The organism is Ensifer sp. LBL, assembly GCF_050435225.1.
Taxonomy (GTDB): Bacteria; Pseudomonadota; Alphaproteobacteria; order Rhizobiales; family Rhizobiaceae; genus Ensifer.
Window position 1 is genome coordinate 127,385 of record NZ_JBNDJY010000009.1, and the last position, 23,570, is coordinate 150,954.

Annotated in this window: 17 protein-coding genes; 12 read left to right on the forward strand and 5 right to left on the reverse strand. The window is 63.1% G+C overall.

What is annotated here, in order from left to right:
- The first annotated feature begins 21 nt into the window (after positions 1 to 21).
- The 8 genes from OKW20_RS29265 (at position 22) to OKW20_RS29300 (ending at position 7,518) form a co-directional block, all read left to right on the forward strand.
- Entirely contained in the window at positions 22 to 864 is an 843-nt protein-coding gene (locus tag OKW20_RS29265) for a BtpA/SgcQ family protein (protein ID WP_043621188.1), read from the forward strand.
- Positions 865 to 866: 2 nt separating this feature from the next.
- Positions 867 to 1,514 (forward strand): TenA family protein, encoded by a 648-nt coding sequence (locus OKW20_RS29270; RefSeq protein WP_429177872.1) that lies wholly within the window; start codon positions 867 to 869, stop codon positions 1,512 to 1,514.
- 24 nt (positions 1,515 to 1,538) lie between these two features.
- Positions 1,539 to 2,789, forward strand: coding sequence for a Zn-dependent hydrolase (locus OKW20_RS29275; protein ID WP_429177874.1), 1,251 nt, complete (start codon positions 1,539 to 1,541; stop codon positions 2,787 to 2,789).
- Positions 2,790 to 2,930: 141 nt separating this feature from the next.
- Complete coding sequence (locus tag OKW20_RS29280) at positions 2,931 to 3,461, forward strand: sigma-70 family RNA polymerase sigma factor (RefSeq protein WP_043621195.1); 531 nt, start codon at positions 2,931 to 2,933, stop codon at positions 3,459 to 3,461.
- On the forward strand, positions 3,454 to 4,215 hold the full coding sequence (locus tag OKW20_RS29285; protein WP_429177880.1) for an anti-sigma factor family protein: 762 nt from the start codon (positions 3,454 to 3,456) through the stop codon (positions 4,213 to 4,215). Before OKW20_RS29280 ends, OKW20_RS29285 begins: the two co-directional genes overlap by 8 nt.
- Before the next feature lie 10 nt (positions 4,216 to 4,225).
- Positions 4,226 to 4,942, forward strand: coding sequence for a Bax inhibitor-1/YccA family protein (locus OKW20_RS29290; RefSeq protein WP_043621199.1), 717 nt, complete (start codon positions 4,226 to 4,228; stop codon positions 4,940 to 4,942).
- 27 nt (positions 4,943 to 4,969) lie between these two features.
- The gene (locus OKW20_RS29295) at positions 4,970 to 5,536 is read left to right on the forward strand and encodes a DUF2076 domain-containing protein (protein ID WP_429177882.1); all 567 of its coding nucleotides are present in this window, start codon (positions 4,970 to 4,972) and stop codon (positions 5,534 to 5,536) included.
- 401 nt (positions 5,537 to 5,937) lie between these two features.
- Positions 5,938 to 7,518 (forward strand): TerC family protein, encoded by a 1,581-nt coding sequence (locus tag OKW20_RS29300; protein WP_429177884.1) that lies wholly within the window; start codon positions 5,938 to 5,940, stop codon positions 7,516 to 7,518.
- 69 nt (positions 7,519 to 7,587) lie between these two features.
- Here OKW20_RS29300 and OKW20_RS29305 read toward each other — a convergent pair whose 3' ends face one another.
- Entirely contained in the window at positions 7,588 to 8,601 is a 1,014-nt protein-coding gene (locus OKW20_RS29305) for a 2Fe-2S iron-sulfur cluster-binding protein (protein ID WP_429177886.1), read from the reverse strand.
- Positions 8,602 to 9,084: 483 nt separating this feature from the next.
- Between OKW20_RS29305 and OKW20_RS29310 the strand changes: the two genes are divergently transcribed.
- Positions 9,085 to 10,347, forward strand: a complete 1,263-nt coding sequence (locus OKW20_RS29310; RefSeq protein WP_429177888.1) for an efflux RND transporter periplasmic adaptor subunit — start codon at positions 9,085 to 9,087, stop codon at positions 10,345 to 10,347.
- Positions 10,344 to 13,523, forward strand: a complete 3,180-nt coding sequence (locus OKW20_RS29315; protein ID WP_429177894.1) for an efflux RND transporter permease subunit — start codon at positions 10,344 to 10,346, stop codon at positions 13,521 to 13,523. Before OKW20_RS29310 ends, OKW20_RS29315 begins: the two co-directional genes overlap by 4 nt.
- 289 nt (positions 13,524 to 13,812) lie before the next feature.
- Here the strand turns inward: OKW20_RS29315 and OKW20_RS29320 are convergent, their stop codons facing one another.
- Positions 13,813 to 19,305 (reverse strand): fibronectin type III domain-containing protein, encoded by a 5,493-nt coding sequence (locus OKW20_RS29320; protein WP_429177896.1) that lies wholly within the window; start codon positions 19,303 to 19,305, stop codon positions 13,813 to 13,815.
- 735 nt (positions 19,306 to 20,040) lie between these two features.
- Here OKW20_RS29320 and OKW20_RS29325 point away from each other — a divergent pair.
- Complete coding sequence (locus OKW20_RS29325) at positions 20,041 to 20,901, forward strand: hypothetical protein (protein ID WP_429177898.1); 861 nt, start codon at positions 20,041 to 20,043, stop codon at positions 20,899 to 20,901.
- A gap of 109 nt (positions 20,902 to 21,010) precedes the next feature.
- On the opposite strand, the gene OKW20_RS29330 is transcribed toward OKW20_RS29325, so the two are convergent.
- Positions 21,011 to 21,544: an N-acetyltransferase family protein gene (locus OKW20_RS29330; protein WP_429177900.1), complete on the reverse strand. Its 534-nt coding sequence runs from the start codon at positions 21,542 to 21,544 to the stop codon at positions 21,011 to 21,013.
- A 392-nt stretch (positions 21,545 to 21,936) separates the two neighbouring features.
- Here OKW20_RS29330 and OKW20_RS29335 point away from each other — a divergent pair, with 392 nt between their 5' ends.
- Positions 21,937 to 22,059 (forward strand): hypothetical protein, encoded by a 123-nt coding sequence (locus OKW20_RS29335; protein WP_429117539.1) that lies wholly within the window; start codon positions 21,937 to 21,939, stop codon positions 22,057 to 22,059.
- A 57-nt stretch (positions 22,060 to 22,116) separates the two neighbouring features.
- On the opposite strand, the gene OKW20_RS29340 is transcribed toward OKW20_RS29335, so the two are convergent.
- Together OKW20_RS29340 and OKW20_RS29345 are read right to left on the reverse strand one after the other, a co-directional pair.
- Complete coding sequence (locus OKW20_RS29340; protein WP_043616973.1) at positions 22,117 to 22,398, reverse strand: hypothetical protein; 282 nt, start codon at positions 22,396 to 22,398, stop codon at positions 22,117 to 22,119.
- A gap of 273 nt (positions 22,399 to 22,671) precedes the next feature.
- Complete coding sequence (locus OKW20_RS29345) at positions 22,672 to 23,562, reverse strand: LysR family transcriptional regulator (RefSeq protein ID WP_429177902.1); 891 nt, start codon at positions 23,560 to 23,562, stop codon at positions 22,672 to 22,674.
- Between the last annotated feature and the right edge of the window lie 8 nt (positions 23,563 to 23,570).

Sequence of the window (23,570 nt, forward strand, 5' to 3'; positions counted from 1 at the left end):
ATACCTTCGAAAGGGAGAGAAATGCAGGAAATATCTGACAAGTCCTCAAGCGCCATAAGGGAAATATTCGGGACTGACAAGGTTCTGATCGGCATGATCCATTGCCCCGCATTCCCCGGCGCGCCGCGCTATCGGGGCGCCGATATGTCCGCGATCTACGACGCCTGCATGCGCGATGCCGAGGCCTTGGTCGAGGGTGGGCTGCATGGCCTGATGATCGAAAATCACGGCGACGTGCCGTTCTCCAAACCGGAAGATATCGGCCACGAAACGGCGGCCTTCATGTCGGTCGTCACCGACCGGATCGCCCGGGCGACGGGTGTGCCGCTCGGCATCAACGTTCTTGCCAATGCGCCGATCCCGGCCTTTGCCATCGCCATGGCGGGCGGCGCCAAGTTCATTCGCGTCAACCAGTGGGCCAATGCCTATGTCGCCAACGAAGGCTTCATGGAAGGGCGGGCCGCAGAGGCGATGCGCTACCGCTCCCTGCTGCGCGCCGAGCACATCAAGGTCTTTGCCGACAGCCATGTGAAGCACGGCGCCCACGCCATCGTTGCCGATCGCTCGATCCAGGAACTGACGCGCGACCTCGCCTTCTTCGACGCCGATGGCGTGATCGCCACCGGTCAGCGCACCGGCAATACGGCAACCATCGAGGAAATCGAGGAAATCGGCTCGGCGACGAACCTGCCGCTTCTGGTTGGCTCCGGCGTGACCAAGGACAACATCGTCGAAATCCTCAAGCGCACCAACGGCGTGATCGTCGCCTCGTCGCTGAAGCAGGGCGGGGTCTGGTGGAACCCGGTCGATATCGAGCGAGTGAAGGCTTTCCGCGCCGCTGCCGAACCCGCGCTGGAGGCGTGACGATGGCGGCTGAAACGCTTTCGCAACAGATCCTGCGGGAGAACGCCGCCGTCTTCGAAGCCATGGTGAACCATCGCTTCGTCGAGGACATAGTCATGGAGCGCCTGCCCACACCGGTTTTCGAACGCTATCTCGTCTATGAGGGCGCGTTCGTGGAAACCGCGATCTCGATCTTCGCCTTTGCGACGGCCAAAGCCGAGACAATCGAACAGAAGCGCTGGCTGATTGCCGTTCTGGACGCGCTCGCCAACCAGCAGATCGCCTATTTCGAACGGATTTTTGCGGCGCGCAACATCGATCCCGGGGCCTACGATCTCGATGTCGCCGAGGTCGAGGCTTTCCGGGCGGGCATGCTGGAGATCGCCCGAAACGGCGGTTTCCTCGATACCGTCGCTGCCATGTTTGCGGCCGAGTGGATGTACTGGACCTGGTCGAAAAGGGCCGTCCGCTCATCGTTTGCCGATCCGCACTTGAAGGAATGGGTCGAGATGCACGCCGATGATGAGTTCGCGGCCCAGGCGAAGTGGCTGAGCCGAGAACTGGATGCGGCCGGCAACACGCTCGACGCTTCCGAGCGCAAACGCCTGAGCGCTATCTTCGGGCGAGCGCAGCAACTGGAAATCGCCTTTCATGATGCAGCCTACAGCTGATCAAGGCGACATGTGAGAACGGCCATGACCTCTCGAACAACGATCAACGGCAAGCGCCTGCTCAAGCGTCTCGACGATTTCGCAAGGATCGGCGGGACGCCGGCCGGCGGCGTCAACCGGCAGGCTTTGTCGCCGGAAGATCGCGCCTCCCGCCTGATGCTGGCGGAACTCGCGATTGCGCGCGGTTTTCGCGTCTTTCAGGATCCGATGGCAAACCTGTTCATCAGGCGGGAGGGCCGTTTTCCTCATCGCCCGCCGTTCGTCATCGGCAGCCACCTCGACAGCCAGCCAACCGGCGGGCGCTATGACGGGGCACTCGGCACCCTGACGGCCTTTGAGGTGATGGAGAGCCTCGAAGATTCCGGCATCGAGACCGATCTTCCGCTTGAGGTCGTCGCCTGGACCAACGAGGAAGGAAGCCGCTTTGCCCCAGGCACGATGGGATCGATGGCTTTTGCCGCCGGCGCCATCCCCGAGGCCTGGTCCGATCTTCGCGGGCGCGACGGAGCGTCGTTCGTCGACGAGTTGGAGGCAACACTGAAAGCCTTGCCGGACGCCGAAATGCGCCCGCTTGGCTTCCCGATCTCCGGATACCTGGAGCTTCATATCGAACAGGGCCCGTCGCTCGAGCGGGAGAACATACCGGTCGGTATCGTCTACGGCATCCAAGGCACGCGGTGGTTGGAGGTTACGATCGAGGGACAGGCAGCGCATGCCGGCACGACGGCGCTTGAATTCCGTCGCGACCCGATGGCCGCCGCCGTGGCCGCGCTTGAACCACTTTACAAGAATGCCATGCCGAGCGACCCGCGCGCACGCTTTACCGTCGGCCGCTTCGCAGTCGAACCAGGTTCGGTGAACGCGATACCAGGTTCGGTCACGTTTACAGTCGATCTGCGCCACCCGGAGACCAAAGCCATCGACGACCTGGAGGCGCGGGTCCGGCAGGCATGTGCCAGCGCCTCCAACGCCAACGGTTGCCAGAGCGCAGCGCGGCAAATCTTCGACATGCCGCCCGCCCTCTTCTCGGACGACCTGCTCGCCTGTCTCGATCGCGCCGCCGCCTCGCTCGGGTTGAAGACCAAGCGCATGCTCTCCGGTGCCTTCCACGATGCCCTGTTCGTCAGTCGCGTCGCGCCGGCAGCCATGATCTTCGTGCCTTGCCGAGACGGGCTCAGCCACAACGAAGCGGAATATGTCGAGCCCGCGCATTCCATCGACGGTGCCCGTATGCTGCTTGCCGCAACCCTCGAAGCGCTAGCCGCGAGCACATAGGGGCAGCCCGGGGCAACCAAAGCGCAAGCGCGCTCCGCTTATGATGGCGAATATGCTATCCGAATGTGCCGCATCCGGGTGGACGATATTTTTTTTCGTCGACCATGGATGAGAAATCGCATCGGCTCCGTATATGCGGGTATGGATTCGAAAAAGGGTGCTTTCGACGTTATTGGGCAGCTGGCCGCGCTGCGGCGCTATGCGCGTTCGCTCGCGCGCAATTCGCCCGACGCTGAAGATCTCGTCCACGATGCCCTGGTGAGAGCCTACGAGCGGCGCTCGACATTCCGATCGGGCGCGAACCTTCGGAACTGGCTCTTCGCCATCGTTCGCAACGCCCATATCGATCGCGTGCGGTCGGCGATGTCGCGCGGCCAGCGTGACGGCCAGACGGCGCAGGAAGCGGCGTCGTCCTACCCGGCCCACCAGGAACACAGCGTCCGGCTCGCGCAGGTTCGCGAAGCGTTCATGCTGTTGCCGGAAGAGCAGCGCGAAGCCCTACATCTCGTTGCGGTCGAAGATCTCTCCTACCAGGAAGCGGCCGATATACTCGACATTCCCGTCGGGACCTTGATGTCGCGCGTCTCGCGCGCACGAGCGGCGCTCAGAGATTTCGAAAGCGGTCGGAAGAAGCCCAACCATCTGAAGCTTGTCGGAGGCGACAATGACTGATGTCGATACGATCACCGATGGCGATCTCGACGCCTACATCGACAATCAGCTGGATGCGACCGGTCGACTACGGGTCGAGACCTGGCTTGCCAGGAACCCGGATGCGGCGGCGCGCGTCATGGCCGACCTTGGCATGCGCACCACGCTCAAGCTGGCGATGACGTCGGACGCCGTTGCCGGTCGTCCGGAAACGCGCGAAGCGGCTCGGCGCCTTTCATCTGGCCTGGCCAATGCGCGCGTTTGGAACGCGCTGCACAAGGTTGCGGCGGTCGGCTTGCTGGTGTCGGTCGGGTGGATTGCCCATTCGGCTGTCGGCCCGAGCGAAGTCAATGCCTCGGCCCATCCGCCGGCATTCGTGGAACACGCCATCCGCGCCCATCAGACCTCGCTCGTCCGGGCGGGAATGCCGTCGCAGCCGGAGGTCCAGACCTACGACCGGGACGACATTCGTGCCGCGACCGCCATCGTCATGCCGGAGTTGCCGAAGGGCTGGAACGTCGTCGATGTCCAGGTATTCCCGTCGGAATTCGGACCCAGCGTCGAGATGAGCGTCAAGACCGATGCGGGCACGGTCATTTCACTTTTCGCCGGCAGGCCCGGTCGCTTTGCGGTCGAACCCGTGAAGGACCTCAACCTATCCAATGCCGAGGCTGCCTGGTGGCAGGTCGGCGAGGTTGCCTATGCCGTCGTTTCAAGCACGCCGGGCATCGGCCTCAGCGACGAGGCCGAGCTTCTCAAGAACTCACTTTACTGAGGAAACCTTCATGTATCAGAACCAGAACCGCTTCGGCGGTATGAGCCAGGCTTCGGCCGCCGCCCTCGACGAGGGCCTTCGCCAGCACATGCTGCGCGTGTTCAACTATATGGGCCTCGGCCTCGTGGTGACGGGCCTCGTCGCCTTCGTCGTCGGTACCACTCCGGCGCTTTACGTGCCGATCTTCTCCACCCCGCTGAAGTGGGTGGTGATGCTGGCGCCCCTCGCCTTCGTCTTTTTCTTCTCGTTCAAGATGCACTCGATGTCGGCATCTTCGGCGCAGATGACCTTCTGGGCCTTCTGCGCCGTCATGGGTCTGTCGCTCGCCTCGGTGTTCCTGGTCTTTACCGGCGCCAGCATTGCCCGCACCTTCTTCATCGCCGCCACCATGTTCGGCGCGACGAGCCTCTACGGCTACGTGACGAAACGGGACCTCGCGAAGTTCGGTTCGTTCATGATCATGGGCCTGATCGGCGTGATGATCGCTTCGATCGTCAACATCTTCCTCGGCTCCAGCGCTCTTCAGTTTGCCGTCTCGGTGATCGGCATCGTCGTCTTCGTCGGCCTGACCGCCTGGGACACGCAGAACATCAAGGAGCAGTATGCCGACAACTTCGACCAGGAATCCCAGCAGAAGCTGGCGGTCTTCGGCGCCCTCTCGCTCTACCTGAACTTCGTCAACATCTTCCAGCTGCTGCTGAACTTTACCGGCCAGCGCGAAGAATAACTGTCGCCGATATCAAGGACATATCTCATGGATCGCAATGATCAGCAGGCCATCGACGGCCTGTTCTCCAAGCTCGCCCAGGCGGAGCGGCAATCCGCTCCGCGCGACGCCCACGCGGACCGCTTCATTCAGGAGCGGATCGGCCAGCAGCCGGGCGCGCCCTATTACATGGCGCAGACGATCGTTGTGCAGGAGCAGGCGCTGGAGGCGGCTCAACGCCGCATCGAGGAACTGGAAGCGCGCGGCGCACAGAGCCAGCAGCGCGGTGGCTTCTTCGCCTCGATGTTCGGCAGCAATGCTGCCCCTCCGCGCCCGGCGCCGCAACAGGCCGGGTATGGCCATGCCGCCTCGAGCTCGCCATGGGGCAACCAGAGCCAGGCTTACGGCCAGCCGATGCAACAGCGCGCCGGCGGAGGCTTCCTCGCGGGCGCCGCGCAGACTGCGATGGGCGTTGCCGGTGGCGTCCTGCTCGGCAACGCGATCGCGGGCATGTTCGGCGGTAACGAGGCTCAGGCCGCTCAACCCGCCGCCCCTGCCCCCGAGCCGGAAGCGCCCGCCGACGACATGGATTTCGGCGGCGACGAAGATATTTGACGCCGCTTTTGGCTTCCGGGGATCATCCCCCTCCCCCGGAAGCCAGCCTCCGACCTGAGTCATCCTCCTCTCATGACCCCAGCTGCACCAAGCCCATTGCCTGTCCCCCATCCGGTCACGACGACCCGCCGCCTCTCCGGTCGCGCAGGATGGGCCGCGTTCGGCTTGCTGTTTGCTGCGCCTTACCTGGCCTATCCGATAAGGCGGACCACGCGGCATGCCTGACGACGCCGACCCTGACCAACCTTTATCGGACCCCACAATCGCGACGCCGCTGAAGCGGTTTCGCAGTCACTTCCGTTGCGCTCGTAGCCGTCTGCCAGACGGGCGGGCGACGCATTTTCTTTTCCCCTTAACAATAGAAGGATTGGCCTTGCCTTGAGGGCTGGCCTTTAAACCCAATGATGTTCGAATGGATGTCTGATCCGGCCGCCTGGGCGGGTCTCGCCACCCTCATCGTTCTCGAGATCGTGCTCGGTATCGACAACCTCGTCTTCATCGCCATCCTCGCGGACAAGCTTCCAGAGCATCAACGGGAAAGAGCCCGACTGATCGGTCTCGGACTGGCGCTGGGCATGCGCCTCGTCCTGCTTGCCTCGATCGCCTGGATCGTGACACTGACCACGCCTCTGTTCACGGTGCTCGGCGCCGAGATCTCCGGGCGTGACCTGATCCTTCTGTTCGGCGGCCTGTTCCTTCTGTTCAAGGGGACAATGGAGCTGCACGAGCGCCTCGAGGGCCATGCCGGTCACAAGGAAGGCAAGGTGGAGCATGCGGTCTTCTGGCAGGTCCTCGTGCAGATCGTCGTCCTCGATGCGGTCTTCTCGCTGGACAGCGTCATCACCGCCGTCGGCATGGTGCAGCATCTTTCCGTGATGATGATCGCGGTTATCGTCGCCGTCGGCGTCATGCTGCTTGCGTCCAAGCCGCTGATGGCCTTCGTGTCGAAGCACCCGACCGTCGTCATCCTCTGCCTCGGCTTCCTGATGATGATCGGTTTCTCCTTGATCGTCGAAGGCTTCGGCTTCCATATCCCCAAGGGCTATCTCTATGCGGCGATCGGTTTCTCGGTGCTGATCGAGGCCTTCAACCAGATCGGCCGTCGCAATCGCGAGCGGTTCATGACAACGGGTGATTTGCGCGAGCGCACCGCGAATGCCGTTCTCTCGCTCCTCGGTCGACGCAAGAGCGAGACGTCACTCGGCGAAACGGCCGATGTCATCGCGGAGCGGGCGACAGAGGACGAGCTGTTCACGCCGGTCGAGCACGAGATGATCGAAGGCGTGCTGACACTTGCGGAGCGACCGGCGAAGTCGGTCATGACCCCGAGGCTCGATGTCGAGTGGCTGGATATCGAGGAGAGTGATGACGAGCTGCGCCGCAAGATCATCGAAACAGGCCATTCGCGCTTCCCGATCGGGCGCGGCAATCTCGACGAGTTCCTGGGCGTCGCGCTCGCAAAAGACCTTCTGAGAGACCTTCTCGAGACCGGCAAGATCGACTTCAACCGATCGCTTCGCCAGCCGCTGGTCGTGCATGAAACCGTGAGCGCCCTGCGCCTGCTCGAGCAGTTGCGACAGTCGCCCCTCCAGGTTGCGATCGTGCTCGACGAGTATGGCTCGATGGAAGGCCTGGTGACGCCGACCGACCTGCTCGAAGCCATCGCCGGCGACTTTGCCGACGATGATGACGACCAGTTGACGGTCGAGCACGAGGAAGACGGCGCGCTGCTCGTCGACGGGTGGATCGATATCCGCCATGTCTCAAAGCTGCTGGACGTCGATCTGGTGGATGAGGCCGACCGCTACTCCACGCTGGCGGGCCTCGTTCTCTGGCGCCTCGGACATCTGCCGAACCAGGGCGAAAGCGTCAGCTTCGGTGGCCTGACCTATGAAGTCGTCGCCCTGGATGGCCGCAACGTCGACAAGGTCAGGATCAGAAGGCCGCAGCCGGAGGAGATGGCGGGCGCCCAGCTTCGCTGAGCTTCCGCCCGGCTGCTTCCGCATCGCGAGTTAAGCAGCCGCTCCGCCAGTTTTCACGCCCGACAGCGGCTATTCCGCCGGTTCGGGCGTGAAAAACACGTCGGCATGCATGTCCGAGCGGTTCAGGCCACGCGCGAAGGCAACCTCCATTGCCGCGTCCACCATCGGCGGCGGGCCGGCGACATAGGCTTTCCATCCGTCGAGGTCAGACAGATCCTCGGCCACGGCCTTTGTCACGTATCCACGGCGGTATCCTGCCGAATCCGCTTCCGACAATACGGCCTGGAAGACGAGATTGGCGTGCCACTCGGCGAGCGCACGGAAATGATCGACGAGATAGAGATCGCGCTCGCTGCGTGCGCCGAAATAGAGATGGATCGGCTGTTTCATTCCGTGAGCAAGGGCGGTTTCGACGATCGACTTGATCGGTGCGAGGCCGGAGCCGCCGGCGATGCACAGGATCGGGCCGGAATGGTTCTCCCGCAGATACGAAGATCCCATCGGGTATTCCAGCGCCACCCTGTCGCCTGCCTTCAGAGCGCCGTGCACATGTTGCGAGGTCGCGCCGCCGACGACATGACGAATGTGGAACTCCACACCGCCATCGCCGTGTCGATTGGCCATGGAATAGCTGCGGGCCGGGACCCCTTCAAAGCGGACATCGGCATATTGCCCCGCAACGAAGCGCGAACTTGCCCCACCCTCGGCATCGATGCGCACCAGCTTGATGTCGTGCGTGAGGTCCTCCAGATGCGTCACGATGCCGTTTAGCCGTTGGGGCGACTGAGGCGCATCTTCTTCGCCGTTTCCAAGCCATGCCACGGCAGTGTCCGTTACGGGAAGCGCCCGACAGGCGAGGATAAGGCCGCCGGCTTTCTCCTCATCGGTGAGAGCGAAGGGCGAATGCTGGAGCAGCTCCACCTCGCCTTCGATCAGCCGAGACTTGCAGGCGCCGCACCGCCCGGACCTGCAGCCATGGGGGTAAGGAAGCTTGGCCGCGAGCGCGGCGTCGAGAATGGTCTGGTCGGCATACACCTCGAGGTTTGTCCGCGCCGATCGTATGTCTATGCGTTTGACGGTCATATCAAATGTTTCCTCATGAGAGTTCGGATCCGCTCGCCGGCCGGCTTTTGACGGCGGCAAGCGGAAATGCCTGCAGGCTGCGGCTTCCAGCGCTGGTAAGGTCAAGGGGTGTCGGATGACGGCCGACGCTTTTGGGTTCGGATGCCGTAGGCTCAGAATGCGACGGCGAACCTGCACCGATCGCCGGGCGGGACTTTCGGCGCGACCACACCAATGAGAGTGGCGTCGTGCCCCAGCGGAGAGCACGGCTCAATCGTAGGCGGCGGCTCCCCCACCGGAGTGCCGGAGCCGGAGAATACACAAGACGAAAATCCAGATTTTCCAATCTCTTTCCGGCAGATCCTGATCATTCGTATCAGGGTGAGCGAAAGAAATTTCTGGAGGTCTTGACCTTTCCATCGTTGGAAACCGCACCTTCGCGAAGAACTGATCGCTGCCGTGGCCACTCCGGCCGGGCGCGTGAACAGATGAAGGTGAACGAGAATGAGTAAAAAGGCCGCCGCCCTGTTTCTAGCCGGTATCGCAACCGTTGGAGGGCTTGCCCTTGTCAACGACGATGGAGCGGGAACCTTCGCCAAACGCCTTCTTGCGCTTGCCTCCTCGACCAGTGCGTCCGAGGCAGTCGCGGCGACCGGAACCGCGGGTGCGCCCATGCCCAAGGTCCCGGTCGCCGAGGTCGTCACGCGCGAGGTCGCGCCGGCGGTGGAATTCACAGGCCATTTCGAGGCGGCAAAATCCGTTGAATTGCGTCCGCGCGTGGGCGGCGCCGTCGACAGCGTCAGTGTTCCCGAAGGCGCGCTCGTGAAAGCGGGACAGGTCCTGTTCCAGATAGATCCGCGACCGTTCCAGGTCACCATGGACGCCGCCACGGCGCGGTTGAAACAGGCGATCGTTCTGCTCGATCACGCCGACATTGCGTTCCAGCGCGCCAAAACCCTGGTTCCGAACGGAACCGTGTCGCGCAAGACCTATGACGATGCCGAAGCCGTCCAGCGCCAACGGCAGGCCGAGGTCGAAATTGCCAAGGCGGCAGTGGCTGCGGCCGAGCTTGATCTCTCCTTCACCCGCGTCGTGGCTCCGATCGGCGGGCGGGTCGATCGCGTGCGGGTGACCGAAGGCAACCTGGTTTCAGGCGGCAATGCCGGCGCCGCCACGCTGCTGACCACCATCGTTTCGACGGACCCGCTCTATGTCTACTTCGACATAGACGAGGCGACGTTTCTCGATTTTAGCGGGCGAGCGCGGCCTGACAAGGGAGAAGGCGCCACCGAGAAGCTGCCTGTCGGGGTTGGCGTCATGACGGATACCGGTTTCCCCCATGCGGGCGTTCTCGATTTCATCAGCAACCAGGTCGAACGCAGCACCGGCACGATCCGGGCCCGCGCGATCGTCGCGAACCCGGATGGATTGCTCGCACCCGGTCTCTTTGCACGGGTAAACCTCGTAACCGCGGAGCCTGCCCGCACAGTTCTCATCCACGATCAGGCGATCGGTACCGATCAGGGGCGCCGCTACGTGCTGGCGCTCGGGCCGGAGAACAAGGCCGAATATCGACCGATTGAGCTTGGGCCGATGATCGACGGCCTGCGGGTGGTCTCAAGCGGTCTCAAGCCGGGTGACAAGATCATTATCAAGGGGCTCGTTCGCCCTGGCATGGAGGTGGACCCGCAGGCGGTTTCGATGGTGTCGGGCGAAGCGGCCGAAGGTGATGTGGCAGCGGCCGCTTCGCAGGGGGCGCGTCGATGAACATTCCACGCTTCTTCGTCGACCGCCCCATCTTCGCGGTCGTTCTTTCGGTGCTGATGCTGATCGGTGGTGGCCTGACCCTCCTTAAGCTGCCGCTCAGCGAATATCCCCAGGTGACGCCGCCGACCGTGCAGGTCACCGCAAGCTATCCGGGCGCGAGCCCCGAAGTGATCGCCGAAACGGTTGCCGCTCCGCTGGAGCAGGTGATCAACGGCGTCGAGAATATGCTCTACATGAGCTCGCAGGCTGCAACCGACGGACGCATGACGCTGACGGTGACTTTTCAGCAGGGCACCGACCCCGATATGGCGCAGATTCAGGTTCAAAACCGCGTCTCTCGCGCGCTTCCGCGCCTGCCACAGGAAGTTCAGCGCATCGGCGTCGTGACGCAGAAGACCTCGCCGGACATCCTGATGGTCGTGCATCTCGTCTCCCCGGACGACCGCTACGATCCGCTCTATCTGTCGAACTTTGCCACGCTGCAGGTTCGCGACCAGCTCGCGCGCCTGTCCGGTGTGGGGGACGTGCTTGTCTGGGGCGCCGGCGAATACTCCATGCGGGTCTGGCTCGACCCGGCCAAAGTCGCAGCGCGCGGATTGACCGCCTCCGATGTGGTCGCGGCAATCCAGGAACAGAACGCTCAGGTGGCCGCCGGCTCCGTCGGCCAGCAACCGGACGCGTCGGCAGCGCTGCAGGTCACGGTCAACACGCTCGGCAGGCTATCCAACGAGGAGCAGTTCGGCGCGATCGTCGTCAAGACTGGCGCCGATGGCCAGGTCACCCGCCTGCGCGACATTGCCCGTATCGAACTGGGCGCGGACTCCTACGCGCTTCGCAGTCTTCTTGACGGCAAGCCGGCGCTGGCGCTGCAGATCATCCAGAGCCCCGGCGCCAACGCACTCGACGTGGCAAGCGCCATTCGCGCCACCATGGAAGACCTGCAGAAAGGCTTTCCGGAGGGCATCGAGTATCGCATCGCCTACGACCCCACCGTCTTCGTGAAGGCCTCGCTGGAGGCCGTGGTGATGACCCTGCTCGAAGCGATCGTTCTGGTCGTCATCGTGGTCGTGCTCTTTCTTCAGACCTGGCGGGCGTCGATCATCCCGCTGGTTGCCGTGCCGATCTCGTTGGTCGGCACCTTCGTGCTGATGTACATGTTCGGCTTTTCGCTCAACACGCTGTCGCTGTTCGGCCTGGTGCTCTCGATCGGGATCGTGGTCGATGACGCCATCGTCGTCGTCGAAAACGTCGAGCGTCACATCGCGCTTGGCGAAACACCGAAGGAAGCGGCGCGCAAGGCGATGGACGAGGTGACCGGGCCGATCATAGCCATCACCTCCGTGCTCTCGGCCGTGTTCATTCCGTCCGCCTTCCTGTCCGGCCTGCAAGGCGAGTTCTATCGCCAGTTCGCGCTCACGATCGCCATCTCGACGATCCTGTCTGCTGTCAATTCCCTCACGCTTTCCCCTGCACTTGCAGGCGTACTTCTGAAGCCACACCACGGCGAGGTGAAGCGCGATCTCTTGACCCGGGTGATCGACGGCCTGTTCGGCTGGTTTTTCCGGCTCTTCAACCGGTTCTTCGAGCGCGCTTCGGATGCCTATGTCTGGTCCGTCCGTCGTGCCGTCAGGCTCAGCGCGCTCGTGCTGCTCGTCTATGGCGGCCTGGTCGCTATGACATGGCTGGGCTTCCAGACCGTGCCGGCCGGTTTTGTGCCGGCGCAGGACAAGTACTACCTCGTCGGCATCGCCCAATTGCCGACAGGCGCATCGCTAGATCGAACCGAGGCGGTCGTCAAAAAGATGTCGGAGATCGCACTCGCCGAACCAGGCGTGGAAAGCGTCGTCGCCTTCCCGGGGCTCTCGGTCAACGGCATGGTCAATATCCCCAATGCCGCCGTCATGTTCACGATGCTGAAGCCGTTCGACGAACGCAAGGATCCCTCCCTGTCCGCATTCGCGATCGCCGGTCGCCTGATGGGCAAGTTCAGCCAGATACCGGACGGTTTTGCCGGCATCTTCCCGCCGCCACCCGTTCCGGGTCTCGGCACGACCGGCGGTTTTAAGATCCAGGTCGAGGACAGAGCGGGCCTCGGCTTTGCGGCGCTTGCCGAAGCGCAGGGCGCGATCATGGGCAAGGCGATGCAGACGCCGGAGCTTGCCGGCATGCTCGCAAGCTTTCAGGTGAATGCGCCACAGGTGCAGGTGGACATCGATCGGGTGAAAGCCAAGTCTCAAGGGGTGCCGCTCAACACCATCTTCGAAACGCTGCAGGCCAATCTCGGTTCGCTCTACGCCAACGATTTCAACCGTTTCGGCCGGACTTATCGCGTGGTGGTTCAGGCGGACGCGCCATTCCGAATGCAGCCGGAGGATATTGGCCGATTGAAGGTGCGCAACGCGGCGGGTGCAATGATCCCGCTGTCGGCGCTGCTGACGGTCAAGCACAGTTCGGGGCCGGATCGCGTCATGCATTACAACAGCTTCCCGTCGGCCGATATCAGCGGCGGACCTGCGCCCGGTTACTCCTTCGGACAGGCGACCGCAGCCATAGAACGGATCGCCGCGGAGACGCTGCCACCCGGCATGACCTTTGAATGGACGGAGCTCGCCTATCAGGAGAAGCAGGCCGGAAACACGGCGATGTATATCTTCCCCCTGTCGGTCCTGTTGGCGTTTCTCATACTCGCTGCTCAGTACAACAGCTGGTCGTTGCCCTTCGCCGTTTTGTTGATCGCACCGATGGCGCTGCTTTCCGCGATCGCAGGCGTCTGGCTTACCGGCGGCGACAACAACATCTTTACGCAGATCGGCTTTGTCGTTCTCGTGGGGCTCGCGGCCAAGAATGCGATCTTGATCGTCGAGTTTGCGCGAGCGAAGGAGGACGAAGGCGCCGATCCTCTGTCCGCCGTGCTCGAGGCGGCCCGTCTTCGGCTGAGACCGATCCTGATGACGTCGCTTGCCTTTATCGCCGGCGTCGTTCCGCTGGTGATTGCAAAGGGCGCCGGCGCCGAGATGCGTCATGTCATGGGCATCGCCGTCTTCGCCGGCATGCTCGGCGTCACTGTGTTCGGCCTTGTGCTGACACCTGTGTTCTACGTCCTGGTGCGGAAACTGGCGATCCGACGCGAAAATCGCCAAGGCAACGAGGCAGTACCGCTCGAACAGCACGCCTGAAAAACAGCGGCGATCGCATGCCGGTTTGGCCTCACGGCCAAGGGGCCGCCTGCGATCGCCACCTCGCCCGTCGCCTGATCTCTTACGACCTTAGAACTCGCAGGTCGGCATCTCACGTTGAGAGGAAGAGCCCGCGAAAATGATGGCCAGGCCGACACCAAGCGCCGCCCAAACGCTGCCACACACGGCACCTCTTCCAACGGCTCGCCTTTTGCCAGGCGATCGCGCCGTATCTCGACCGGATGGGGTGCGGCCGCGCTTGAGGGGCAAAGACGATAGAGCGTCGATGTCAGAAGCGCACATGGGCACCCGCCTTCGCGCCGATCGTCTGCTCGCCATCGCTCTCGATTCCGTAGAGCAATGAGAAATCGAAATCCCAGTTGAGGTCGTTGGAGAGGTTCAGCCCGGCGCTGACCGTTCCGAACGCACCGTTGTTGTCGAGCGCGGCAAACCCGGCTGTGCCGCCGACGCGCGGCGTCAGCACCAGGCCGTTGTCGAGGCGGTAGGCCCGCTCCAGATCTGCCCCGACGCTGAGCCGCAACTGTTCCTCGGTGAAGCCTTTGAGGTCGACCTTGGTGCCGTCGCCGCTCGAAACGCTATAGTCTTCGACCTTCTCGTTAAGGAAAACGGCGCGTAGCGCAGGCGTCAGCACGGTTGCATCCCCGAGCTGCCACTGCCCCTGCAGTTTCGTGTCCCACATGATCCGGCGCGTATCGAACGAACCGTCGAAATATTTTGTGTCGATGTCGTTCCACGAGCCGCCGTAGAGCAGGCTGGTATCGAGGAACACGCCGGTGCCAAGCTCGAAGGAGGCATAGGGCCCGGCCAGCCAGCCGTTTCCGGTCAGTTCGGCATCGGCGTCAGTCGGATCGGTCATGCGGTCGAGGTGAAACGACAGGCCTACCAGCACCTTCTCCGACAGCAGATAGTCCGCACCGGCAGAGAGGAGGCCGAACGTTCCCCAGCGGCCGGCGTTCTCATCCCTTTTGTGCACCGCGACAGTGCCGTCGATCCAGATATTGAACGGCGAAAGCGTGGCCGCGCCCCCGCCTTCGCCCCCGACCTCATCGGCGGAGGTAAGCTGAGCGAGGCTGGTGGAAAATCCGACCGTCATCCCATCGGCGGCAGGCGACATGCTGGTCGAGACCGGATCGCCACCGGCCCGGCCCATCCTGCGGCGCTCGATCAGGCCCGGCACCTTGACCGTCGTCGACAGGAGGTTCTGCCGCGCACGAACGAAATCTCGCACCAGACCGTCGATTTCTGCCGCGACTTTTTCGCTATTGTGCACGATCGCGTAGGTGATCGTGCCGGTATTGGACAGGCCGAGCGCGCTTTCCAAGCGGTATCCGACGACGGCCGTGCCGATGAAGCCGGGATTGGGCGTGAACCTCAGATAATAGCCAACCGGCGCGAAGGCTCCGCTTGCAGCGAGTTCGCCTTCGATGATCTCGGCCTTGCCGGCACTGGAAGGGTTCACGAAGGCGACCCCTGCACCGGTGAACGGCCCACCCGTCGCGCCGGCGTTCAGGTAGACGTTCCGTGGGCTGTCGCCCTCCACTACCGTATAGGATCGGCTGACAACCGTGACGCCCCGCCCCTTGACGGTCAGTCGGTAGCTGGCCTCGCCGGTATTGCCGACCGCATCGCGGGCCGCGATCGTAAAGCCGTAGGTTTTGGCTTCGACATCCGCATGCAGCGGGCCGCTGAGTTCTCCGGTCGACACGTTCAGGATCACGCCCTTTGGCAGTTCTCCGCGCACCTGGCTGTAGAGAATTCCGCCCTGGCCGCCTTTGGCGGTCACCATTGCCGAATAGCCTTCGCCCACCATGGCGTCAGGAAGATCACCGCCCGAAGGCAAGAACGTGAGCTTCGAGGCGACGACAGTAATGCTCACCGTCGCCGGCGCCGAGGTGCCGGTGGCGTTCGTCGCGGTATAGGTGAAGCTGTCCGCGCCGGCATAGCCGGGTTCCGGCGTATAGCTGATCGAGGTTCCGGACACAGACGCCGTGCCATGCGACGGCGACGCTGCGACCGAAACGCTTTGCGCCAAACCGCCGGAAAGCGAAAGGGGGATCGGGTTGGCTGCAGAGCTTGCCGTGACCGCCACGACGACGTTTCCGACGACAGGAAGCGGCTGACCGATGGCGATCTGGTAACTGACGGTACCGGTAGCCCCGTTCGCATCGGTTGCCAAGATGGTAAAGCCGCCGGAGCCCTCTGCCGTCGGCGTTCCGGTGATCGCGCCGGACGATGGATCGAGGTGCAGGCCTATCGGCAGCGTACCGGCCACAACAGCGAAGCGGTAGGGCGCGGCGCCGTTCGCGACGCCGATCGCCTGGCTGTAGGCCCTCCCGACCGCTCCTCCGTCGAGCGCACCGGTTGCTGGCGTGAAGGCAAAAATCGGCGGGCTGACGGTGACGGCAACGGTCGCCGGCGCCGAGGTGCCGGCTGCGTTCGTGGCCGTATAGGTGAAGCTGTCCGCGCCGGAAAAGCCGGGATCCGGCGTATAGTCGATCGACATGCCGGAAACCGTTGCCGAGCCATGCGCGGGCGCCGATGCAATCTCGACGCGATCCGCCGCACCGCCTGAGAGCGAAAGCGCGACCGGACTGGCGGCCGAGTTTGCCGCGACCGTTGCGGAGACGCTGCCGACGATCGGGAGTTGCGGATTGATGGCAAAGGAATGGGTCACCGTCGGCGCCGGTAGATAGGCTGCATTGCCGGGTTGGTCGGCGCTGATCGTGCAGGGACCGATGGCGACTGCCGTCAGTGTCGCGCTGCCGGTGATGGTGCAGATCGCTGGCGTCAGCGAGGTGAATACAGGCGGCAGACCGGAACTGCTGGTCGCCGTCAAGGTCGAGACAGTTCCCACGGTTTGCGAACCGGGATTTGCGAAGGTGATGAGCTGCGCAGCCACCGGTGTCACCGCGTTCGATGTCGCGGAAGTCGCACCGGCGCCGGCTGCGTTGTTGGCCGTGACGGTGAAGGTATAGGCCGTACCATTGGTCAATGCGGTGGCGATAATGGGGCTTACCGCCGCCGTGAAGCTCGCGCCGCCCGGATTGGCGGTCACGGTGTAATCGACAATAGTGGCCCCGCCGTTCGAGGCGGGTGCTGCGAAAGTGATCGTTGCCTGCGTGTCGCCGGCCGTGACGCTGCCGATGAGAGGTGCACCGGGCACCACGGGAATGACCGTGAAGGACTGGCTGACCTCGGCTGCCGGCAGATGGGCCGGGCTACCGGCCTGAAGGGCATTGATCGTACAGGTGCCCGCGGCGACGAAGGTCAATTTTCCGTCGCTGGTGATCGAGCAGACGTGCTGTGTACCTGAGGTAAAGGTTGGCGACAGGCCCGAATCCGACGTCGCCGTCAGGACCGGCGTGGTGCCGAACGTCTGTGTACCGGGATTGTCGAAACTGATTGTCTGGGCCGCCGCCGGGGTGACCGAATTGGACGTCGCCGATGCGGCGCTCGTTCCGGCCGCATTGGTAGCCGTCACGCTGAAAGTATAGTCGACGCCATTTGTCAGTCCGGTAACGGTGACGGGACTTTGCGAACCCGTGCCGGTCGCCCCGCCCGGATTTGCTGTGACGGTATAAACCACCGGCGCGCCGTCGGCAGGGATTTGTGCGGCGAAGGTGACTTCTGCCCGCCGGTCTCCTGCCGTTGCCGCACCGATTGTCGGGACACTTGGCACGACCGGATGAACCGCGAATGATCGCGTCACCGTCTGGGCCGGAAAGTAGGCGGCATTGCCTCCTGCGTCGGCATTGATGGTGCAGGTGCCCGCGGAATGGAACGTCAATTCGCCGGGTGGCGTCACGGCGCAGACACCGGGCGTCGCCGAACTGAACACGACCGGGAGCCCCGAGGTATTCATCGCCGACAATAGAGGCGTCGTGCCGAAGGTCTGTGGCCCTGGGTTGAAGTCGATCGTCTGGAAGTTTCTCGGCACCACCGCCTGCGACGGCGAAGACGACGGACCAACACCCGCGGCGTTCTTTGCAGTCACAGTGAAGGTGTAGGGCATGCCGCTCGACAGACCGGTTACGGAGATCGGGCTTTGGGTACCGACGCCGGTCTTTCCATGTGGGGACGACGTTACGACGTACTCGGTGATCGCCCCGCCGCCATTGTTGACCGGTGGTGTGAAGTTGACTTGGGCACCATCCGGATCGAGCGTCGTTACCGCGCCGATCGTCGGTGCGTCCGGCAAAGCCGGATTGACCGCGAACGACCGCGTGATCGTCTGTGCCGGGAAATAGGCAGCGTTGCCTGCTGCGTCCGCATTGATGGTACAGGTGCCCGCGGAATGGAACGTCAATTGGCCGGGCGGCGTCACCGTGCAGACAGCAGGTGTGGTCGAACTGAACACGACCGGGAGGCCTGAGGTGTTCATCGCCGACAACACAGGCGTCGTGCCGAACGTCTGGGGACCCGGGCTGAAATCGATCGTCTGGAAATTTCTCGGCACCACCGCCTGCGACGCCGAGGACGACGGGCCGACCCCCGCCGCGTTCTTTGCGGTGACCGTGAAGGTATAGGACATGCCACTCCACAGGCCGTGGACGGAGATCGGGCTTTGGGTGCCGACACCGGTCTTTCCATGCGGGGACGACGTTACGACATACTCGGTGATCGCCCCGCCGCCATTGTTGACGGGTGGCGTGAAGTTGACTTGGGCGCCATCCGGATCGAGCGTCGTTACCGCGTCGATCGTCGGTGCCTCCGGCAAGGCCGGATTGACCGCGAACGACCGCGTAATCGTCTGTGCCGGGAAATAGGCAGCGTTGCCCTCTGCGTCGGCATTGATGGTGCAGGTACCCGCGGAATGGAACGTCAATTCGCCAGCCGGTGTCACCGTGCAGACAGCAGGTGTGGTCGAACTGAACACGACCGGGAGGCCTGAGGTGTTCATCGCCGACAACACAGGCGTCGTGCCGAACGTCTGGGGACCCGGGCTGAAATCGATCGTCTGGAAATTTCTCGGCACCACCGCCTGCGACGCCGAAGACGACGGACCTACTCCCGCCGCGTTCCTTGCGGTCACCGTGAAGGTATAGGATACGCCGCTCCACAGGCCCCGGACGGCGATCGGGCTTTGGGAGCCGACGCCGGTCTTTCCATGCGGGGACGATGTTACGACATATTCAGTGATCGCCCCGCCGCCATTGTTGACGGGTGGTGTAAAATTGACCTGGGCGCCATCCGGATCGAGCGTCGTTACCGCGCCGATCGTGGGAGCGCCGGGAGCGCTGACCACATAATTGAAGCCACCTGAAAACGTCGTCGAACCGATAGCCGTCGCGACCACGATGTCTGCTGGGCCAACCGCTCCTGCGGGCGCGACTGCCGTGATTTGGTTCGGGCTGTCGATGGTGAAGCTCGTTGCGGCAGCTCCACCGAATTTCACCGACGTGGCTTCGGCAAATCCGGTCCCCGTGATGATCACCGAGGTGCCGCCCAAGGGCGAGGCGGTCGTGGGGCTGACGCTGCCGACGGCTGGAAAGGCGTTCGGCAGTGTGACGGAGATTGTGTTGGGCTGGGTGGCTATCGCGGCCTCGCCGCCGTACGGGGCCCCGTTTCTGTCGTAGCTGTAGAGCACGATGCTGTCGGAGGTGGCGGCCTCGTTTCGGACGGAGAGCAGCCTGATTGTGTAGGTGCCCGTCGACGCGTCGAAAGTGAAGCCGTAACGGGCATTTACCGTATCAACCAGGTCATCCGGCTTGGGGGTGTAAGACGTGCCGTCCACGACACCGATCGGAGCCTGATTATCCAAACGGGTTCCGTGAAGCCTGTACAGTCCGCCCCAGGTCGGAGGAATGTCGGGGAAATAGACATCGCAGGCGTTAAAGTTTCTGTCGACCGCCAGTCCAACGCTCGCAAATGAAATGCTCGGCCTGCACGGGGCGGCCATCGCCTCGTCTGCCAGCCCACACATTGCGATCGCGCCCACAAGCAGCATCAGCAACGCTCGCGGCATGCGCATGCACCGTTGCAACGGTGCCAGGACCATCTTTGGCAACGCGAAAGAAGAATACACAGGCGGGAAAGGCAGGCTTTTGAGCATTCGATTTGCCTAAGGGCGTTGTTGCAGGGGCAAAAAAAACGGCGCAGAACGCCATGGCCATGGCGCGCCTTGCGCGACGTGCATGGACCCGGGATGGACCGTTCGGTCAGTCGGCTACATCAAGCTTCGGCCGCAGCGACGGTCGGCCTCGGCAAGCTGTTGGCTCAACCTGCGCGTAGACGACAAAGAATTGATTTCATGATGTTTCCCCCAGAAGCTGGCCACTCATAGCGAGAGCGACGGAACAGGATCAACTAAAGAAGCAGTTTGTGGGTGAGTGCACCCAAAATTGAGTCACACAGGTGACGGCGTGACATGGTGATGCAACAGTGGATGGGTAGTAATGCCGGGGATGCCATCAGCCGTGGTGCGACAGACACAATCATGCCTTTAGGATCGCAAGACGCTTTCAGTCCCATAATGCCACTTGAAGGGTCGGCTTTCTTGGCCGTCCTGCGCGATGCGGCAAAAGACCTGCTCGCCATGCACGATGTCGCGCCGAGGGTGGTGCGCTATGTCGCCAGCATGCAGAAGTGGCTGATCACGCAGGCGATCATCGCGCTGCATTTTGAACGCAAACGCGATGAAACGCGTTCGCCACTAACGGCGGGCGCGCTCATCGAGTTCTTCGCGCCACAGCTCCCCTTCAGCAAGAACACGCTTACGGCCCATCTGGCGGAAATGGTTGCCTATGGCTTGCTTGTCCCGCAGGAAAGCAGGGACAAACGCATAAGGCCATTGCGGTTGAGCGCCTACGGCGAAAGCATGATCGGCCAATGGCTGGCGAGCCATCTGGTCGCCCTCGATCGGCTCGATGGCGGTGATCGCGCGTTCAGGTTCGAGGGCGACCAGCGCCTGCTTGGACGGATCCACCCGCTGGCCGTTCGATCCCTCGCATTCGATCCGGGTTGGGCGCAGCCGCCGGCGAGCGTGGATCTGTTCGTGCGAACGGAAACGGGAAGCAATATCCTGCACGAACTCATCGGCCGGGTCCCGGCCGGCCTTGAGGTGTTTGATCGGCCGGTTTGTCTCGGAGCGCTCGCCGCAGGCGAGGTTTCGAACAGGCACACCCTGTCGCGCGGCCACGTATTGCGGGTATTTGCCCGGGCCAAATCGGACGGGCTCCTCGTCTGGAGCCTTCCCGGCAATCGAGGCGACCTGTTCGTCTCCGAAACCCTGCTCAACGACTATGTTCGCTGGCAGGCGATCAAGTTCGCGGCCATTTCCGTGGCCTATCGGCGAGCGCAAGAGGACTTGGGGTGCGAACAAGCGCTTGAGCCGGCGGTGGCGGAGTTCAGCGCCTGAGGGAATGCCACGACGAGGCCGCCGGTCGCGTCGCGCCGAGCCTTAAAACAATCCGCCCTCACGAATGGTGTGACGGACAGAAGCTGCTCGCGCCTCGCCCGGACGGCGTTCAATCGAGTTGCTTGGCCAAGACGATCATCCCGGCAAGGTCCGCTTTCACGGGTTTTGCGAAACGCGTCACGCCCAGTTCGACAAAGCCCCATTTGAGGTACGCACGTCGTGCCTGTTCTGCCGACGCCATCACGTCCAGCCAGACATAACGGCTGCCTTCCTGCTTCGCCTGGGTGATGGCATATTCCACGAGTTTACGGCCAATGGCCTGCCCCTTGGCGGCCGGCAGGAGATAAATTCGTGGGATCTCAGTGCCGCCGGGCTTTGACCGGATCGGGTCGACGGCCCCAATGATCATCGTGAGAAAGCCGACAATTGCCTCATCCACCTGCGCCACCCAGACGCGCGCCTCCGGACGTTCGAGCAGCTGCGAGAATGCGTCCGAACTGAATGTCGCCAGTTGACGCGCCAGGGCAGCGCTGTCGTCCCAGAGATACGCATATTCTGCGGCATAGGCCGCTGGTCCGACATAGCCAAGCTCTTCCACATCCGCCGCCGTCGCGCGACGGATGCGTGGTTCCAGTCGATCCATAAAGCATTCCCCCTCGGTGAACGCACGGACTATTGCACCGCATTCCCCGGCTTCAAATCTCAAGCCGCAACGAGCGGCCAAGCGGGCGGCCGAGCGCCCGCTTCCGAGTTGGCGTTCGGATGCGCGGTTCGGACGGCTCGGCGGCGGCGGCTCACGCAAACGTGCAAGGACGTGACCGGCAACGCATTGCATCGGGTTCAAACCCTGCTAACACCCGGCTCCTCAAGCACCGCGTTGGAAGATCGACAACCGGTCGACGTCGGAATTTTGCGTGGAGGACTGCTTTGCCTGGCGCCCTTCATTGATCCCGACCGACCTGTCTCCCATATGCGACGGGCCCGGCCCCTTCCTCCCGGCGGGCTCGACAACAACAACCAAGGAAGAACAAAAAAATGAACAATAATGGACGCCTATCGGGCAACTGCTTCGCTGCGCCGAACCTTCGCGATCGCCTGACCGCCGACGGTCTCGCTTACCTGGTCGCCCTGATGCCGGTATTCCTGTTGCTCTGCTAGCTTCGACTGCCGAGCTTCGGGCCGGTGCCTGTCCCTTGAGCGCTCTGGAAGCGAGCCTCAAAGCCACCTTCGGCGCAAGAAAGAACCCCATTCCGCTTCAATTCTCAGCTTTCGCAGGCGATCGCCACTCGTGACGTGCGCGGCGTAGGAATTGGTGAAGGTGACGAGCAGGATGCGCGCCATCTTCGGATCTCCTCCGGTCCGCTCAAGTTCGTCGGCAATCTCTTGGTGGAGAGATTGGCTCGACGCGGGCTCGGCGATACGCCGCTCCGCCATCTCCAGCATCCGCTCGACAAAGGCGAGATCGATCACATAGGCCGGCATCGATTTTCCGATCATGACGATACCTCGCGGCCTGCAGAAAAGGTCCGGGATAGTGTCTCGTTCTTGGAAACGAGCGGGCGGCCCGTCTGAGAGAAGTTGGGATTCCGAGCCTTCCGGGGCGTTTCCTGTCCTCTTCGGAAAAGCATCATGCTCCCTCTCCTTCTCACGCAATAGGCCCGGCAAGGATCGGGCCGAACGACATCCCTATGGGAGCGCAACCGCCAAAGGCGCGAAGAGTTCCAAAGGAAAATCAATTTTTGCGATTAAAGGCCGGCGCACGTTCCAAGATCAACGCGAACCGCGCGAGCCCAGATGTGCGAACAGAGCTCGTGCCGACGGGCTCAGTTCTTCTTCCGCCCGCACGCAGACGGACAGCCGCCGCGTCGCCCAGTCATCGGCAAGGCGCACGAACGCAGTCTTTGCGGATCTGCCGCCGCGGCGCGCCGCCGTCTCCGGCATGATGGCAAGACCGACACCCGCCGAAACGATCTGACACAGGCCCTCGAAGCTGCGCAGGCGCGTGCGGATCTTCAGCGTCTGACCCAACCGGCGCGCGTGCGCGTCGATGTGGCCCTGCAATGCGCCATCCGTCAGGCCGACGAACGGCTGGTCGACAACGTCGGCAAAGTCGACATGCCTGCTTGCCGCCAGTGCATGATCGCGCGGGATCACGACGACGAGGCGGTCGATCGCGAAGGGGCGCAGTCGCAGGCCGCCCGTATCGACCTGGTCCGAAAGAATGCCGATCTCCACGAGGTCGGCGGCGACGGCTCTCGCAATCTCGATGCTTTGGCGTTCCTTCAGATCGACGTCGATCCGCGGATGTGTCGCCATCCAGGCGCCGAGCCGCTGCGGCAGAAACTCCGTGAGTGCGGCTGTATTCGCCGCGAGCCGGATTGTTGCTCGAAGACCGTCGGCGTGTTCACCAAGCTCTCCGCGCATCCGCGCCATCTGCCGCAGGATCAGCCGGGCGTGATGCGCCAGCGCTTCTCCGGCCGGCGTCGGCCGCACCCCACGGCGGCCACGTTCGAGCAGCTTGACCTTGCCGATCGCCTCCATGTCACGCAGGCGTTCGCTGGCCGCCGGTAACGAAAGCCCGGCATCCGCTGCGCCATGGGTTATGCTGCCGGCATCCACCACGGCAAGAAACAGTCGAAGGTCGGTGAGGTCGAAGCGCATGCAAACGA